General features: G+C 70.7%; 14 protein-coding genes and 2 tRNA genes. 4 read left to right on the forward strand and 12 right to left on the reverse strand.

Annotated elements, in window-relative coordinates; genetic code table 11:
• Nucleotides 1-21 precede the first annotated feature (21 nt).
• Nucleotides 22-1,494, reverse strand: coding sequence for a catalase (locus KBY47_RS29130; protein WP_210926192.1), 1,473 nt, complete (start codon nt 1,492-1,494; stop codon nt 22-24).
• A gap of 126 nt (nt 1,495-1,620) precedes the next feature.
• On the opposite strand from KBY47_RS29130, the gene KBY47_RS29135 reads away from it, so the two are divergent.
• A complete protein-coding gene (locus KBY47_RS29135; protein ID WP_210926194.1) occupies nt 1,621-2,037 on the forward strand; it encodes a Fur family transcriptional regulator in 417 nt (138 codons plus the stop codon).
• A 118-nt stretch (nt 2,038-2,155) separates the two neighbouring features.
• On the opposite strand, the gene KBY47_RS29140 is transcribed toward KBY47_RS29135, so the two are convergent.
• The 4 genes from KBY47_RS29140 to KBY47_RS29155 form a co-directional block, all read right to left on the reverse strand.
• Nucleotides 2,156-2,229: transfer RNA gene (locus KBY47_RS29140), tRNA-Met, on the reverse strand.
• 447 nt (nt 2,230-2,676) lie between these two features.
• Entirely contained in the window at nt 2,677-4,587 is a 1,911-nt protein-coding gene (locus KBY47_RS29145) for a tetratricopeptide repeat protein (RefSeq protein WP_210926196.1), read from the reverse strand.
• 206 nt (nt 4,588-4,793) lie between these two features.
• A tRNA-Met gene (locus KBY47_RS29150) sits at nt 4,794-4,867 on the reverse strand.
• Between the two features lie 59 nt (nt 4,868-4,926).
• A complete protein-coding gene (locus KBY47_RS29155; protein ID WP_210926234.1) occupies nt 4,927-7,884 on the reverse strand; it encodes a UPF0182 family protein in 2,958 nt (985 codons plus the stop codon).
• 165 nt (nt 7,885-8,049) lie between these two features.
• On the opposite strand from KBY47_RS29155, the gene KBY47_RS29160 reads away from it, so the two are divergent.
• Nucleotides 8,050-8,592, forward strand: coding sequence for a PPA1309 family protein (locus KBY47_RS29160; protein ID WP_210926199.1), 543 nt, complete (start codon nt 8,050-8,052; stop codon nt 8,590-8,592).
• A 33-nt stretch (nt 8,593-8,625) separates the two neighbouring features.
• Here KBY47_RS29160 and KBY47_RS29165 read toward each other — a convergent pair whose 3' ends face one another.
• The 4 genes from KBY47_RS29165 to KBY47_RS29175 form a co-directional block, all read right to left on the reverse strand.
• Nucleotides 8,626-9,723 carry a PDZ domain-containing protein gene (locus KBY47_RS29165; RefSeq protein ID WP_210926201.1) on the reverse strand — a complete coding sequence of 366 codons (1,098 nt, stop codon included), beginning with the start codon at nt 9,721-9,723 and terminating at the stop codon, nt 8,626-8,628.
• 97 nt (nt 9,724-9,820) lie between these two features.
• Complete coding sequence (locus KBY47_RS37095) at nt 9,821-9,952, reverse strand: hypothetical protein (RefSeq protein ID WP_282108454.1); 132 nt, start codon at nt 9,950-9,952, stop codon at nt 9,821-9,823.
• A gap of 190 nt (nt 9,953-10,142) precedes the next feature.
• Entirely contained in the window at nt 10,143-10,601 is a 459-nt protein-coding gene (locus KBY47_RS29170; protein WP_210926203.1) for a molybdenum cofactor biosynthesis protein MoaE, read from the reverse strand.
• Between the two features lie 132 nt (nt 10,602-10,733).
• Nucleotides 10,734-11,846 carry an SDR family oxidoreductase gene (locus tag KBY47_RS29175; RefSeq protein ID WP_210926205.1) on the reverse strand — a complete coding sequence of 371 codons (1,113 nt, stop codon included), beginning with the start codon at nt 11,844-11,846 and terminating at the stop codon, nt 10,734-10,736.
• A gap of 191 nt (nt 11,847-12,037) precedes the next feature.
• Here KBY47_RS29175 and KBY47_RS29180 point away from each other — a divergent pair, with 191 nt between their 5' ends.
• Nucleotides 12,038-13,480 carry a zinc-dependent metalloprotease gene (locus tag KBY47_RS29180; protein WP_210926207.1) on the forward strand — a complete coding sequence of 481 codons (1,443 nt, stop codon included), beginning with the start codon at nt 12,038-12,040 and terminating at the stop codon, nt 13,478-13,480.
• On the forward strand, nt 13,477-13,992 hold the full coding sequence (locus KBY47_RS29185; protein WP_210926209.1) for an NUDIX hydrolase: 516 nt from the start codon (nt 13,477-13,479) through the stop codon (nt 13,990-13,992). Before KBY47_RS29180 ends, KBY47_RS29185 begins: the two co-directional genes overlap by 4 nt.
• A 55-nt stretch (nt 13,993-14,047) precedes the next feature.
• On the opposite strand, the gene KBY47_RS29190 is transcribed toward KBY47_RS29185, so the two are convergent.
• The 3 genes from KBY47_RS29190 to KBY47_RS29200 form a co-directional block, all read right to left on the reverse strand.
• Entirely contained in the window at nt 14,048-14,803 is a 756-nt protein-coding gene (locus tag KBY47_RS29190; protein ID WP_210926211.1) for an AIM24 family protein, read from the reverse strand.
• A 16-nt stretch (nt 14,804-14,819) separates the two neighbouring features.
• A complete protein-coding gene (locus KBY47_RS29195; protein WP_210926214.1) occupies nt 14,820-15,500 on the reverse strand; it encodes an AIM24 family protein in 681 nt (226 codons plus the stop codon).
• A 12-nt stretch (nt 15,501-15,512) separates the two neighbouring features.
• A partial coding sequence (locus tag KBY47_RS29200) for an AIM24 family protein (RefSeq protein ID WP_210926216.1) occupies nt 15,513-16,637 on the reverse strand: 1,125 nt, incomplete at its 5' end.

Below are 16,637 nucleotides of genomic sequence, written 5' to 3' on the forward strand. Positions count from 1 at the left end.
CAAGCGGTCCAGTGCTGGAGTTCAGCCGCGCAGGGCCTGGACCGCGGCCTCCAGCCGCTTGCCGAAGTCCTCGTCGGCCTGAGCGAAGTTGCCGATCGCGCGCTCGATGATGTCCTCGCGCGAGACCTTGGAGATGAATCCCGCCAGGTTGTCGATCAGGCGCCCCTTCTCCTCCTCCGACATCAGCCGGTACAGATCGCCCGCCTGGACGAAGTCGTCGTCCTCGGCGTGCACGGGAGCCGGGTGGTTGCCGGTACCGGCGGTGTACCCGTCGAACGGCTGCCACAGCGGACGCCCGGTCTGCTGCGGCCCGCCGAAGCTGTTCGGCTCGTAGTTCTTCGCGGCGCCGTGGCGGCCGTCGTAGAGAAAACCGTCACGGGAGTTCGTGCGCGTCTCGGTGGCGTGCGGACGGTTCACCGGCAGGTGGTCGGCGTTGATGCCGACGCGGTAGCGGTGGGCGTCGCCGTAGGCGAACAGCCGCCCCTGGAGCATCTTGTCGGGCGACGGGCCGATGCCCGGCACGAAGTGCGCGGGCGAGAAGATGCTCTGCTCGACCTCGGCGAAGACGTTCCGCGGGTTGCGGTTCAGCTCCAGCTTGCCGATCTCGATCGGCGGGTAGTCCGCGTGCGGCCACACCTTGGTGAGGTCGAACGGGTTGAAGCGGTACGTTGCCGCGTCCGCCGCCGGCATGATCTGGACCTGCACGGTCCAGGTCGGGAACTCACCGCGCTCGATCGCCTCACGCAGGTCGCGCTGGTGGGAGTCGGGGTCCTCACCGGCGAGCCGGTTGGCCTCGGCCTGGGTGAGGTTCCTGATCCCCTGGTCGGTCTTGAAGTGGTACTTCACCCAGAAGACCTCACCGGCCTCGTTGTTCCACTGGTAGGTGTGCGACCCGTAGCCGTTCATGTGCCGGTACGAGGCGGGGATGCCCCGGTCGCCGAACAGCCACGTCACCTGGTGCGTGCTCTCCGGGCTCAGGCTCCAGAAGTCCCAGACGTTGTCCGCCTCGGTCGAGCCCGTGTACGGGTCGCGCTTCTGGGTGTGGATGAAGTCCGGGAACTTGATGGCGTCCTTGATGAAGAACACCGGGGTGTTGTTGCCGACGAGGTCGTAGTTGCCCTCCTCGGTGTAGAACTTCAGCGCCCAGCCGCGCGGGTCGCGCACGGCGTCGGGGGCACCGAGGTTGCCCGCCACGGTGGAGAACCGCAGGAACGTCTCCGTCTGCTTGCCGACCTCGGAGAGGAACGCCGCGCGGGTGTACTGCGTCACGTCGGCGGTGACGGTGAAGGTGCCGTAGGCCCCCGCGCCCCGCGCGTGCACCACGCGCTCCGGGATGCGCTCACGGTTGAAGTGGGCCAGCTTCTCCAGCAGGAGCTGGTCCTGGACGAGCACGGGGCCGCCGACGCCCGCCGTCTCGCTGTTCTGGTTGTCGGCAACCGGTGCACCGGCCTCCGTGGTAAGCGGTCCCTGAGTCACGTTGGCCTCCTGCGCCATTCCCTGCTGTTCCTGTCCCTTGGCTAAAGCCGGTCTCGATCCTACAATGGACAATGTCTAAGTCAAGTAAAGCTCCAAGTTCACACCCATTCGGGACCTGGTCCCCCTGCTGTTAGGCTGGGCTTCATGAGTGACCTTCTTGAACGGCTGCGCGGACGCGGATGGCGCATGACCGCCCAGCGGCGTGTCGTCGCCGAGGTCCTCGACGGCGAGCACGTCCATCTGACGGCCGACGAGGTCCACGCGCGGGCCGTCAGCAAGCTGCCCGAGATCTCCCGGGCGACCGTCTACAACACGCTCGGGGAGCTGGTCACCCTCGGTGAGGTGATCGAGGTCACCACCGACAAGCGCGCCAAGCGGTACGACCCCAACGCGCACCGGCCGCACCACCACCTGGTCTGCGCCCAGTGCGGCGCCATCCGGGACGTCCACCCCACCGGCAACCCGCTGGCCGACCTCCCGACCTCGGAACGCTTCGGCTTCACGGTCTCGGACGTCGAGGTCACCTACCGCGGCGTCTGCCCCAACTGCGCGTCGGCCTGACCCACACCCACGCCAACAGCCCCGGCTGCCCGACTGGCACCGGGGCTGACTTCTGAGCCACAAACACCTGGGGCCGGGATCCTGAGCTGTACTCAGGATCCCGGCCCCAGGCCATCAGTAGCGGGGACAGGATTTGAACCTGCGACCTCTGGGTTATGAGCCCAGCGAGCTACCGAGCTGCTCCACCCCGCGTCGGTAAACGCAACGTTACGTCACCCCCACCCCAAGAAGCAAATCCCCTCCCACCCAGGCCCTGGCAGCGGGGCGGCAGCCACGGGCAGCCGCCAAGCCGCCGCGCTACGGGCAGCCACCGAGCCGCCATAGCCACCGGCAGTCGTGCCACCGGGGCGGCGCCCACCCTGGCAGCGGGCCTGACTCCGCATAACTGCGGGCAGTCATGCCACAGGAGCGGCCCCCACCCTGGCAGCAGGCCTGACTCCGCATAACTGCGGGCAGTCATGCCACAGGAGCGGCCCCCACCCTGGCAGCAGGCCTGACTCCGCATAACTGCGGGCAGTCGTGCCGCAGGGCGGCACGGGTGGGCGCAGCGGCACCCCGTATGCGCCGGGCAGCGCGACCCACCCCCACGGCACCCCCGACGCCGGGCACCCGCCCCGCCAGCGCAGCGCCACCGCAGCGTCACGCCGACAGCTCCTCCCCCAACGCATCCCGCAACCGCGCCGCCCGCTCAGCCACCTCCCCCGGCCCCAACTCCACCGCCCGCCCGGCCCACCGCAGCCCCACCACCAACTCCCCCCCCCGCGCGTACACCAGCGCCAGCCGCAACGCCGCCCGCCCGTGCCCCGCGTCAGCGGCCCGCGTCCACCACACCGCCGCCTCCGGCTCGCTCCCCTCCCGCGCCAGCAGCAGCCCGAGATTGAACGCCCCATTCCGCGACCCCGCCTCCGCCGCCGCCCGGTACCACCGCGCCGCCTCCACCACATCGCCCCGCGCAGCGGCGAGCATCCCCACCCGCACCTGCGCCCGCCGGTGCCCCTGGGAGGCCGCCCGCTCGTACCACTCCTCGCACTCGGTCTTCTGGTGCACGGCCTCCCCGAGTTCGTGCCCCGACGTCCGGGGCCGCCGCGCGTCCAGCACCGCCGCCAGCCGGTACGCCGCCTCCGCGCTGCCACCCCCGGCCGCGCACCGCAGGTGCCGCTCGGCCGCCTGCTCGTCGCCGTCCCGCAGCCGGGCCATGCCGACCTGCAACGCCGCCTCGGTGTGCCCGGCGGCCGCGGCACGCTCGTACCACCGCAGCGCGTCGCTCTCCTCGCCCCGCCCGGCGTACAGAATCCCCAGGTTGAACGCGGCGTCCACGCTCCCCGCCTCCGCGGCCTTGGAGAACCACGGCTCGGCGCCGGTCGCGTCCCCGCCCTGGAGCAGCAGGATCGCCAGCGCGTTCGCGGCCTCCCGGTGCCCGGCGTACGCCGCCCGCCGGTACCACTGCTCGGCCTGCGCGGTGCGCCCCTGCTCGGCGCAGAGCAGCCCGAGGTTGTACGCCCCGTTGACGTCCCCGGCGTCCATCGCGGCCCGGTACCAGCGCTCGGCGGTCTGGGTCTCCCCGCGCTCGGCGTGCAGCGCGCCCAGCGCGTTGGCCGCGTTGCCGTCGCCCTCCTGCGCGGCCCGCAGCCACCACACGGCGGCGTTCTCCGTGTCCCCGGCGTCCCGCAGCAGGAACCCGAGCGCGCAGGCGGCGCGCGGCTCGCCGTCCTTGGCGGACGTCAGGTACCAGCGCCCGGCCTCCTTCAACTCGCCCCGCTTCTCCAGGATCGCCCCGAGGTGCAGCGCCGCCCGTCGGTGCCCGCGCGCGGCGGCCTGCCGGTACCACTGCTCGGCCTCGGCCACGGAACCGTCGCCGGCGTCCTCTCCGACACCGCTGTCGCCCCCGGCCGCTCCCCCGCGCAGCACTCTCCGGTCCAGCGCGCGCGCCAGCCGGTACGCCGCCTCCCGGTGCCCCCGCTCGGCCGCGGCCCGCATCCACCGCTCGGCCGCGGCGTCGGCACGGTGGTCGAGCAGGTCGGCGAGCGCGTACGCGCCCAGGGCGTGTCCCTGTTCGGCGGACTGGCGCAGCCAGTACTCGGCGGCGGGCTCGTCGCCGCGCTCACGGTGGTGGCGGCCCAGCGCGTGCGCGGCGGCGGCCGATCCGGCGACGGCGGCGATCCGCCACCATCCGGCGGCCTCGTCCGGGTATCCGCGCTGGTGCAGCAGGACTCCGAGGTTGTTGGCGGCGGCGCGGTCACCCGCGGCGGTCGCGGCACGCAGGTGGGGCTCGGCTCCGTCGAGGTCACCGCGGCGCAGCAGCATGGCCCCGAGCACGCTCATCGCCTCGACGTCACCGGCCTCGGCGGCGAGCCGCTGGCGCAGTTCCTCGGCAGCCTGCTCGGCGGCATCGGTCGTCTCGTCCGGATTCTCCGCGGTCTCCGGAGCATCCGGGCTCTCCAAGGTTCCCGGTACCTCGTCCCGGGATGCGTCCAGCACCTCGTAGCGCCCCGACGACTGCACAAATCGCCCTGACTCGAACAGAGTTGCCTTGTCCCCCATAACGTCCATCGTCGCACCACCTGCAACCTGGGTACACCTGGTATACCGCAGCCAGTGAGGTCACTTCAGCGTTTTGTCGACATGCCCACAGAGAGACAAGTCAAACACAGAACGCCCAACTCCCCACGGCGGCGCGGCGATCCCCCGCACCGGCACATGCGTTCGCACAGCACTAGGGCCCGGATCCTTGATCAGGATCCGGGCCCTAGTTCCAGTAGCGGGGACAGGATTTGAACCTGCGACCTCTGGGTTATGAGCCCAGCGAGCTACCGAGCTGCTCCACCCCGCGCCGTTGTTCTACAACCGTATCACGGCGCGGGACGGCCCCTTCACTGCGCTCTCGGCGCCTCAGCTCTCGGCGCCACTGTTCTCCCCACCGGCGTTGTCCTCACTGGCGTTCTCGCCGCCGCCTCCGGTGTTGTCGGGTTGCGACTGCGCCTTCTCGGCCCGCTCCAGGGCGTCCTGGAGGTCCTGCTGGGCCCGGCCGTACGCCTCCCAGTCACCCTTCTTCAGGGCTTCCTGGCCCGCCTCGAAGGCCTTCTGAGCGTCGTCGAGGGCCTCCTGGACGGTCGGGTTCTCGGCCGTCGGCGGTGGTGTGGTCGTACCGCCGTCGTCCTCGCCCGTGCCCTCGCCCTCGTCCGGTGGCGTCGGCTGGGTCGCGCCCTCCTGCCCGAAGACCTTGTTGAGGGCTTCCTCGAGCGTGTCCTCGAAGGCCGTGGCACCGCCGTAGGTCACCAGCACCTTGCGCAGCAGCGGGTACTTGAGCCCGCCACCGCGGACGTAGACCGGCTCCACGTACAGCAGTCCGCCGTCGAGGGGTACGGCGAGCAGGTTGCCGTACTCGACCTCCGAGTCACCGCCTCTCAGCAGCCTGATCGTCTCGGCGATGTCCTGTTCGGAGTTGAACTGGGACTGGATCTGTTTGGGTCCGGAGACGGTCGTACTGGTGGGCAGTTTCAGAATTCTGATCTGGCCGTACCCCTCGGTGCCCGCTTCCGCGTCGACCGCCATGAACGCGCTGAGGTTGTCACGCCCGTTGGGTGTGAACGTCGTCGTCAGCGAGAAGGCCTGTTCCTTCTGGTCGGGCATCCGCATGCTGAGGTAGTACGGCGGCACCGACTCGCTGGCCTTGTTGGTCGGGTCGTCCGGCACCTGCCACACCTCGCTGCCGCTGAGGAACGTCGTGGCGTCCTTGACGTGGTAGCGGGTGAGCAGCTCGCGCTGCACCTTGAACAGGTCCTGGGGATACCGCAGATGGGCCATCAGCTCGTCGCTGATCGCGCTCCTGGGCTCCACCGTGCCGGGGAACGCCTTCTTCCAGGTCTTCAGGACGGGGTCCTGGGTGTCCCACTCGTAGAGCTTGACCTCGCCGGTGTACGCGTCGACGGTCGCCTTCACGGAGTTGCGGATGTAGTTGACCTGGTTCTGCTGGGCGACCACCGCGCGCTGGTTGTTGGTCGCGGTCAGCGAGTCGGCCGTCGTGTCCCCGAGGGTCGTCCGCGAGGAGTACGGGTAGCCGTTCGTCGTGGTGTAGGCGTCGACGATCCACTGAATACGGCCGTCCACCACCGCCGGATAGGCGTCACCGTCGATGGTCAGCCACGGGGCGACCGCCTCGACGCGGTCCTTCGGCGTGCGGTTGTACAGGATCCGCGAACCCTCGCCGATCGCTCCGGAGTAGAGGATCTGCGGCTCGCTGAACGCCACCGCGTACGCGGCCCGGTTCACCGGGCTGGAGAGGTTGACCCCGCTGTCGCCCTGGTAGCTGTAGGTCTTCTCGCCGCTGTCGTCGGAGTAGTCGATCTCCTTCTGGGGACCGCCGACGATCGAGTACATGCTGGTCTTCTCGCCGTAGTAGATGCGCTGTTCGTACTTGCCCAGCTCACCCTTGGACGGCAGATCGGACTCCGTGAACTTCGGGCGGCCCTCGGAGTCGGCGCTGGTTCCCTCGGCGGCGACGACGCCGTAGCCGTGGGTGTAGCGGAAGTGGTCGTTGATCCAGTTGTTCTTCGGGATGCCGTTGAGGTTGATCTCACGCAGACCGATGACCGTGTCCTGGTCCTGACCGTCCTGCCGGTAGCGGTCCACGTCCAGGTTGGTCGGGAACGCGTAGTAGTTCCTGATCTGCTGGAGCTGCTGGAACGTCGGCGAGACGATGTTCGGGTCCAGGATGCGGATGCTGGCCGTCTGGTCGACGTCGTCCCGCAGCTGGGTCCGGTCCTCGGTCTGGCTCGAGCCCGGGTAGTCCGAGACCTTGGTGCCGTCGATGCCGTACGCCTGCCGCGTCGCCGCGAGGTTCTTCTCGACGTACGGGGCTTCCTTGGCCTGCTCGTTCGGCTGGACCTGGAACTTCTGCACGATCGCCGGGTACAGCCCGCCGATCAGGATCGCCGAGAGCACCATCAGGCCGAAGCCGATCACGGGCAGCTGCCAGGTGCGCCGCCAGATGGTGGCGAAGAACAACAGCGCGCAGATGACGGCGATGCAGAACAGGATCGTCTTCGCCGGGAGGTAGGCGTTGGCGTCGACGTACCGCAGACCGGTCCAGTTGTCCGTCGCCTTGAAGTCGCTGGACTTCACCGCGAGGCCGTAGCGGTCGAGCCAGTACGCGACCGCCTTCAGCGCGACGAAGATGCCGATGAGCACCGACAGGTGCCCGGTGGCCGCGGACGTCGCGCGGGCGCCCGGGCTGGTGATGCGCAACCCGCCGTACAGGTAGTGGGTGAGCGCGGCGGCGATCACGGAGAGGATCGCGGCGGCGAAGCCGAAGCCGAGCAGGAACCGGTACCAGGGCAGGTCGAAGGCGTAGAAGGAGACGTCCAGGTTGAACTGGGGGTCCTTCTCACCGAAGGAGACGCCGTTGACCCACATCAGCCAGGTCCGCCACTGCCCGGACGCGGAGGCGCCCGCGATCAGCCCGACCAGGGCGGTGATGCCGAACAGCAGCCACTTCTTGTAGGGCGCGATGCCCATGCGGTAGCGGTCGAGGTTCTGCTGCTCCATCGACATCGCGCTCAGCGGCGGGCGCAGCCGGTGGGCCAGCCAGATGTTGAAGCCGACCGCCAGGGCCATCAGCAGGCCGAAGACGAAGAACAGTCCGATCTTGGTCCACAGGGTCGTGGTGAAGACGGACGAATAATGCACCGACCGGTACCAGAGCCAGTCCGTCCAGAAGCCCGCGAACATGGTGAACGCCATGCCGAGAACGGCCAGCACGCCCAGTGTCATGAGCAGGGTCCGGGCTCGCCGGGACGGGCGGCCGACTCTGATCCGTGGCCCCGTCGGGCCTCCGCCGCGGTCCGGCATCTGGAAAGCCAAGGTGGCACCTCGAAAATCGCTGTGTTGGTCTGTCAGGCCCCCGGGTCCGCGGGCCGTGCGTCGGGCCCCGTGATCGTAGGGCCTCACCTATGCAACTTACCTACGCTTTACTCAGTTCCCGATTCCGGGAGGGAACGAGGCAGGATTGTGACCATGTCCAACACTCCCATGGCGGCGAGCCCGCTCACCCGGGCCGTACTCGAGATCGACGAGTACGTCTCCGGCCTCGGCTGGGACCAGCCCGCCCGTCTCTTCGCCCTCGTCGACACCGCTCGGCTGCGCACCCAAGAACCCTCCCTCGCGGCCCAGCTCGGCCTGGGGGAGGAACAGGAGACCGCCGGTCTCACCCCGATCGAGCAGGACGAGATTCCAACGGACAGGGCGCTCGACGAGTTCCTCGGCACGATCGCCTGGCCCGACGCGGTGGCCGGGTGCGCGCTGACGGTGGAGCGGCTGATGCTCCCGCCGTCCGCGGAGGCTCAGGTTCCGAAGGATCTCGACGAGGGCCAGCTGGCGAGCTGGGTGGCCCGGCACCCGGAGCGGCAGGAGGTCCGGATGACGGTCGCGGTGCTGCGCGACGGGGCCCGCGAGTCTGCCCTCCGGCTGCGGGAGAAGGATGCGCCGACCGAGGTGCTCACCGGCTCCGACCTGGTGCCGGGCCTGGCCGAGGCCCTGGCGGCCACCTTCGAGGACTGACCGGCGGGGGCTGCTCCGCGGCGGTCGCGCGGGTCAGTCCCCGGTACCGCACTTCGGCAGGTCTGCGGTGTCGCCCTCGCGGATGTCCTTCAGGGCGCCGAGGGCGTCGTCGATGGTCTTCACCTTGACGAGCGTCAGCCCTTCGGGGGTGTCCTTGGCGGCCGAGGCGCAGTTGTCGGCGGGCGTCAGGAAGTACTCGGCGCCCTTGTCGCGCGCGCCGACCGTCTTCATCTCCACGCCGCCGATCGGGCCGACCTTGCCGTCGTCGTCGATGGTGCCGGTGCCCGCGACGAAGGAGCCGCCCGTGAGGCTGCCCGGGGTGAGCTTGTCGTAGATGCCTAGGGCGAACATCAGTCCGGCGCTCGGCCCGCCGACGTCCGCGAGCTTGATGTCGATCTTGAACGGGAAGGTGTGGTCGGTTCCGGCGGAGATCCCGACGATGGCCCGCTTCTCACCGCTGTCGTCCGACGTCGTGGTGGTGATGGTGACGTCCTCGGTGGCGGTCGCCGTCCGGTTCTCCTTCTCGGCGGCGGCCTGCTCCTTGGCGGGCACGACCGTGAAGACCACGTCCTCACCGGGCTCGTGCTTCGTCACCAGCTCGGCGACGTCGGCGGGCTCCTTCACCGCGGTCCCGTCGACGGCCTTGATCACGTCCCCGGCGTGCAGCACGCCCTCCGCCGGGGAGTCCTTGACGACCGTGGAGACGACGACCCAGGACTTCACCGACACGCCGAGTTCCTTCAGGGCGGCGACCTTGGCGCTCTCCTGGGACTGGCTGAACTCCTCGGCGTTCTCCTGGGTCGACTCCTCCTCCGTCTTGCCGTCCGGGTAGAGGGTGTCGTGGGGGACGACCTTGTTGTCGTGCGCCAGCCAGCCGTAGACCGCCTCCACGAGGTTCATCTTGTAGTCGGCGCTGGTCACCCGGACCGTGGTCATGTTCAGATGACCCGTCGTCGGGTAGGTCTTGCGGCCCTCGATCTGCAGCACCGGCTCGCCGTCGTGCTCGGCGAGGGTGTTCACCGTCGGCCCCGGGGACATCTCCGAATACGGCACGGGGATGAGCACTCCCGCGCACAGGAGCGCGATCAGCATCAGGGTGGAGGCGAGCATCGTCGCGGTGCGGCGTGGCATGCCTCGACAGTACGGGACGGCTCTGTCAGCGCACCGTCAGGGCCGTCCGTCCGGGGACGACCCCCGTGACCTCGCCGGACTCCCCGTCCTCGGGGGGTCAGCCGCCCGAGTGGGACTTCTCCATGGCCGCACGGAAACGGGCGTACCCGTCCAGCTCGGGACCGTCGCTACGGGCCTTGCGGGTCCGGTTGGCCCAACTGCCCCACAGGCCCGCGCCAATCGCAGCCACAAGCGGAATCAGCAACCAGGCGAGCGCCCCCATGCCGACCTCCAACCCCAACGCGTCGCAACTGACTGATCAGCAGATTAACCATCCGCCATCACAACGCTCACGCCAGGGGTCCGGTTACGCAACCGGAATTGTCAGCAGGCCCCCACCCGCCCTCCCGTCGCCCGACCACCACCCCTCAACGACGGCGCTACGCGCCGACCCATTCCTCTGTGCCGTCGGAGAACTTCTGGTGCTTCCAGATCGGCACCTCGTGCTTGAGGTCGTCGATCAGCTTCCGGCAGGCCTCGAAGGCCTCCCCCCGGTGCGGGCAGGAGACGGCCACGACCACCGCGAGATCACCCACCGCGAGGTCCCCGATCCGGTGCACGGCGGCCAGGGCGCGCACCGGGTACTCCGCGACCACCTTCTCGGCAATCCGCCGCATCTCGGCCTCGGCGGTGGGGTGACATGAATACCCCAGCTCGTCGACGTCGGCCCCGCCGTCGTGGTTGCGCACGGTCCCCACGAACAGCGCGGTCCCACCCGCGGCGTCGTCACCGACGGCCTTGAAGACCTCGTCCAGGGAGAGCGGGGTCTCCCGGATACCGATCAACTTGACGGGCTCCTGAGCGGCCTGCTCACCGGGGTGGTCGTTCTTGTCTGCCATGAGCCCATCGTGCCTCATGGCGGACGGCGCACGGGAGTCTCAGCCCGTCCGGCGTTTGAGGACAAGGCCCGTTCAGGGCCGAAGCGGGGGTCCGGGGGTGGCAGCCCCCAGGGCCGACGGGGGATCCCCGTGTCAGATCCGCCGCCGCGCCTTCCGCGCCCGCCGCACCACCGCCGCCGCCCCCAGCAACGCCACTGTCGCCCCGGCCGCCCCCGCCGCCGTCGCGTCCTTCCGCCCCAGCCGCCGCCCGGCGACCGTGTGCCGCCCGGACACCTCGTCCAGCAACTCGGCCAGCACCTCCTCGTTGGTCCACCGCGCCCGCCACCCGGCGTCGTGCAGCCGGCTCCCGCTCACCACCCAGGGATACATCGTGTAGGCCAGGTCCCCGGCCGGGGACGGCGTGAGCCCGATCCGGTGCAGCCGCGCCGCCGCGCCCAGCGCCACGGCAGACGGCAGCTCCATCCGCCGGATGCCGCTCAGCTCCTCGACCTCCTCCTGTTCCAGCCACCCGTCGCAGCCCACGGCCAGCTCCCCGTCGACCTTCTCCAGGACGGCGTACTCCAGGGCGCTGCACAGGTCCTCGACATGGCAGAACTGCCAGGCGGGCCGCGACCCGGCCACCACCAGCAGCCGCGGTGACTCGAAGTACCTGGTCAGCGCGGTGTCGGTGCCGCCGACGAGGATGGCGGGGCGCACGACGGTGACATTGAGCCCGGGGTGCGCCCGGGGCGCCCGGCGCGCGAGCCGTTCGATCTCCAGCAGGTCGCCGACCCCGGTGGCCTCCGCGGTGGCCCGCAGCTCGGCGTCCTCGGACAGCGGCAGCTCGTTGTCGGGCAGGGCGCCGTAGACCATCGCCGAGGTGCACAGCACCGCCCGGTGGACACCGGCCGCCGCGGCCGCGGTCAGCACGGTCTGCGTCCCCCGGACGTTGTAGGCCGTTCGGGCGGCGGCGTCGGTCTCCAGGTCGAGGTCGACGGCCAGGTGGACGACGACGTCCGCGCCGCGCAGCTTCTCCGCGATCGCCGGGTCACGGACGTCGAGGATGTGCCACTGCGCCGCCGCGCACTCGCCGCGCCGCTCGTCGACGGCGATGACCTGCTTGATCTCCTCCGACGCGGCGAGCCGCTCGGTGAGCAGGGCGCCGATCCCGGACGCAGCACCGGTGACCGCGACGACGGGCCCGCGCGGGGCGGACGGGGTTGAGTGGTTTCGCGCTGCGCGAACCTGCGGATCTGGGGAACTCACCGGGCGTCTCCAGCGGTTGTCTTCATACGAGCGCGAGTGACGCGTACGTACCAGGTGGCATCCATCCTGCCGCAGGCCTTGCGTCGGCGAAGCACCGAGGCCCGAACCGCCCGCGGTGTCTACGCTGGAGGGTGTTGTCGGGCAGCCGCGCCGCCGGAAAGAACCGGTGGCCTTACCAGCCGAGGAATCCCGTGAGTGACACCCCATTCGGATTCGGCCTTCCGCCGGAGGAGCCGGACGACGGCGACGAGGGCAAGAAGAAGGACCAGCAGAGCGGTGGTGGGCAGGGACCGGCCAACCCGTTCGGTTTCGGAGGTCTGCCCGGCGCCGGGGGCTTTGGCGGCCCCGGTGCGGACAACCCGCTCGCTGCCATGTTCGGTTCCCTGAACCCCACCGACCTGGGCGCCGCGTTCCAGCAGCTGGGCCAGATGCTCTCCTACGAGGGCGGCCCGGTGAACTGGGACATGGCCAAGCAGATCGCCCGCCAGACGGTCTCCCAGGGCTCCCCGGACGGCACCAAGGACGCCAGCGTCGGCCCCGCCGAGCGCACCGCCGTCCAGGAGGCCGTCCGCCTGGCCGACCTGTGGCTCGACGACGTGACGTCGCTGCCTTCCGGTGCCGCCTCCGCGGTGGCCTGGAGCCGCGCGGAGTGGGTCGAGGCCACCCTGCCCGCCTGGAAGGAGCTGGTCGACCCGGTCGCCGAGCGGGTCGGCGGCGCCATGGGTGACGTCCTGCCGGAGGAGATGCAGGCCATGGCGGGCCCGCTGATCGGCATGATGCGCTCGATGGGCGGGGCGATGTTCGGTACGCAGATCGGGCAGGCCGTGGGCGTGCTCGCGGGCGAGGTCGTCGGCTCGACCGACATCGGCCTGCCGCTCGGCCCGGCCGGGAAGGCCGCGCTGCTGCCGGTCAACGTCGACACCTTCGGCAGGGACCTGGGCGTCCCCAAGGAGGAGGTGCGGCTGTACCTCGCCCTGCGCGAGGCCGCCCACCAGCGCCTGTTCGCCCATGTGCCGTGGCTGCGCTCGCACCTGTTCGGCGCGGTCGACGGCTACGCGCGCGGGATCAAGGTCGACACCGCCAAGCTGGAGGACGTGGTCGGCCAGTTCGACCCGCAGAATCCCGAACAGTTGCAGGACGCCCTCCAGCAGGGCATGTTCCAGCCGGAGGACACGCCCGAGCAGAAGGCAGCCCTGGCGCGTCTGGAGACCGCTCTGGCGCTCGTCGAGGGCTGGGTGGACGCGGTGGTGCACGCCGCCGCCAAGCCGCGGCTGTCGTCCGCGGACGCCCTGCGGGAGACGCTGCGCCGCCGCCGCGCCTCCGGCGGCCCCGCCGAGCAGACGTTCGCCACCCTGATCGGGCTGGAGCTGCGCCCGCGCCGTCTGCGGGACGCCTCCCGGCTGTGGGCGTCCCTCACGGACGCGCGTGGCGTGGACGGCCGGGACGGCCTGTGGGCCCACCCGGACATGCTGCCGACCGCCTCCGACCTCGACGACCCGGACGGCTTCGTCCACCGGGAGCACGCCGACTTCTCGGAGCTGGACAAGATCCTCGGGGAGGCGGCGGGCGGCTCCCCCGGGAAGCCGGACCTGAAGAAGGGCCCCGAGAAGGACAAGGACGACGACGGCGAGTGAGCCTGTACGACGACGCGGTCCTCGTGCTGAAGGGGTACGAGGGCCAGCCCGAGCTGCGTCAGACCTACCTGGACCATCTCGCCGGGCACCCGGACGGCCTGTGGAAGTCCTGCGGGGACGGGCACATCACGGCGAGCGCCCTGGTGATCGACCCGCCGCGCGGGCGTGTGCTGCTCACCCTCCACCGCAAGCTGCGCATGTGGCTCCAGATGGGCGGCCACTGCGAGCCGTCCGACGGCACACTGGCCGCCGCCGCCCTGCGCGAGGGGACCGAGGAGTCGGGCATCGCGGGTCTGGGCCTGCTCCCGGGCGGCCCGGTGCGCCTGGACCGGCACCACACCCCGTGCGCCTGGCACCTGGACGTGCAGTACGCCGCGATCGCCCCGCCCGGGGCCCTGGAGACGATCAGCGACGAGTCGCTGGACCTGCGCTGGTTCGCCTACGACGAGGTGGCGGCCGTAGCGGACGACTCGGTCGTACGACTGCTGGAAGCGACCCGCGCGCGACTGTGAACGGGTAAGGGGTGGCCACCATGGCGGCCACCCCTTACCGATTGCTTCCGGACGGTCAGCTCCAGACGTTGCCCTGGTTCTGTCCACGGGCGCCCTGCTGGCCCATGCCGTACTGCGCGGCGATGCCCGAGCCGATCTGGGCGCCCTGCGGCGGCAGCAGCTCGCTGGGCTGCACCAGCGCGTAGCCCGTGCCCATGAAGCTCAGCTCCCAGCCCTCCCCGGTGCTGCCGCGGCGCCGCCACACCCCCGACGAGTGCGTCTGGGCCTGCATCTGCACCCGCAGCCCGGTCGACCAGGCGACGATGGCGTCGGCGTCGCAGTTGACGTACTTGTCCGGGGTGACCTGGAGCATCAGCGGCGCCCCGGAGGTCATCAGCGCGACCTTGCCGTTGCCCGTGATGTTGAGCTGGTACTTCCCGGAGCCGGAGATGCCGTAGATGCTGTCGACGGCGATGACCTCGTGGTGCAGCGAGGAGTCCATCGCGAGCACATAGCTGCTGTCGACGGTCAGCCCCTCGTGGTCCACGTCCACCAGGTGGACGTGCTGCTTGAGGTTGGCCAGATAGACCGTGCCCTGCCCGTGGCAGCGCATCAGGTCCAGGCCCTCGCCGGTGTGCGCACGCGCGCGTGCGGCGCTGTTGCCCTGGAACTCGGCGTCGAACTCGACCATCCCCTGGTAGGCGACCATGGTCCCCTTGCGGGCGAGGATGTCGTCGTGGCCGCCCAGCTGGACGCGGAGCATCTGCTTGTTCTGGAGCGCCCAGCGTTCCTGGGTCTGCTGGTCGTTGTAGGCGAAAAGCGGACTCTGCATGGTGTGGTGCTCCCCCTCAGCCCCGGAACCGGAGGCGGTCGGTGCTGTCCTCGCTGGGCTGGACGACGACGATGCCCTGGCCTGAGAAGGCCATCTGGTAGGCCTCGCCGCTGCCCCGGCCGATCAGCGACTGCGCCTTGAAGCTGCGCTTGCCCTTCACCTTGAGGTTCGGGGACCAGGCGATGAGGGCGTCCGGGTCGACGTAGGTCTCGTCCTCGCCGCCGCCGCAGTCGACGACGATCGGCTTGCCCCGGGAGGTCAGCGCGACCCAGCCCTGACCGGAGATCTTCGTGTTCCACAGGCCCTGGCCCGCGAACTTCGCCAGCCCCTTGACCCGCTCCACGCCCCACGTCAGATGGGCGTCGAAGGCGAGCAGGTTGGTGGCGTTGACGGAGATACCGTCGCCGTTGAGGTTGATCACGACGACGTTGGCGCCGTAGTCGGCGAGGTAGAGCAGTCCGTCGCCGGAGCACTTCATCAGCGGCGCGCCCTCGCCGGTCATCCAGTCCTTGGCGATCTGGCGGACGGCGGGCGGGTTGGGCTCGTACTGGACGAAGCCTTCGTAGGCGACCATCGAGCCCACGCGCGCGAGGAGGTCGTTCCCGGTCTGCATGGCGACCTTCAGCATGTGGTTGCCGTGGTTCTCCATGCGGGCGGTGACGGGTGCGGGGGCGTAGCCCGCGAGCGGCTGGTTCATGACGGGCTCCCCTTAGATCTCGTAGGGCTGTACGACGACGAAGTTGCCGGGCGCGGCCCGGAACTGGAGGTTCACGCTCTCCCCCGTGTCACCGGCGTAGGCGTTGCGGCGCATCCGCACCTGGCTGGAGACGATCACCTGGGCGGCCGACGACCAGGCGACCACCGCGTTGCTGTCGGCGAAGGTCGTGGGCGTCACCGGCAGGACCACGGGTGTGCCGTGCGTCTTGACGACGATCGTGCCGGTGCCCTGGAACACCATCGTGAACAGGGCGCCGCCGGGGATGCCGTGGCCCTCGATGCGGCGGACCTCGTAGGTGAGGCTCTCGTCGAAGGCGAGGACGTTCTCGGCGGAGACGCAGATGCCGTCGCCCTGGAGTTCGATGGGGTGCAGCATCGTGGAGTTCTCGGCGAGGAACACCTGGCCCTGGCCGGTGCAGCGCATCAGCTGCATCTCCTGCCCGGTGGCGTTGCCCACGATCCGGCCCGCGAACCCGGCGCCCTTGTAGCTGAAGTCGACCTTGCCCTGGTAGAGCACCATGCTGCCCTGCCGGGCCAGCACGGGCTGACCGCCGATGCCGAGGTCCACCCGTACCAGCTTCTTGTTCTGCTGCGTCCAGCGCTGCCCGGTCGGCGTCTCCTTGAACTGTTGGAGCGCCCCGGCGACACCGGGCGCCTGCGGCGAGCCCTGCGGAACACCCTGGGGTGCGCCGTAGGGGGCCTGCGGGGCCGGCGGCTGACCGGGCGGGGGCTGCTGGCCGTATCCGGGCGGCGGGGTGGGCTGGCCGTAGCCCGGGGGTGGCGGCGGCGCGGGGGCCTGCGGGGCGGCGGGCTGGGCGTAGCCGGGGGGCGGCGCGGGGGCCTGCGGCTGCGGCGGCTGGCCGTATGGGGCCTGCGGCTGGGGCGGCTGGCCGTAGCCGGGCGGGGGTGTCGGCTGGCCGTACCCCTGCGGCGGGACCGTGCCGTTCGGCGGGGTCAGCGGCGCGACGACGGTCGGCGCGGTGTGCACCGGGGACACGGGCGGCGCCGGGGGCGGAGTGGCGCCCGGTGGGGGCGCGAATCCCTGCGCGGCGGCGGGCTGAGGGGCGGGTGCCGGGGCCGGTGCGGGGGGCGCGGGGGCCGCGGTGGAAGGCGCGCG

The sequence above is a fragment of the Streptomyces sp. B93 genome, from assembly GCF_018070565.1.
Classification (GTDB): Bacteria; Actinomycetota; Actinomycetes; order Streptomycetales; family Streptomycetaceae; genus Streptomyces.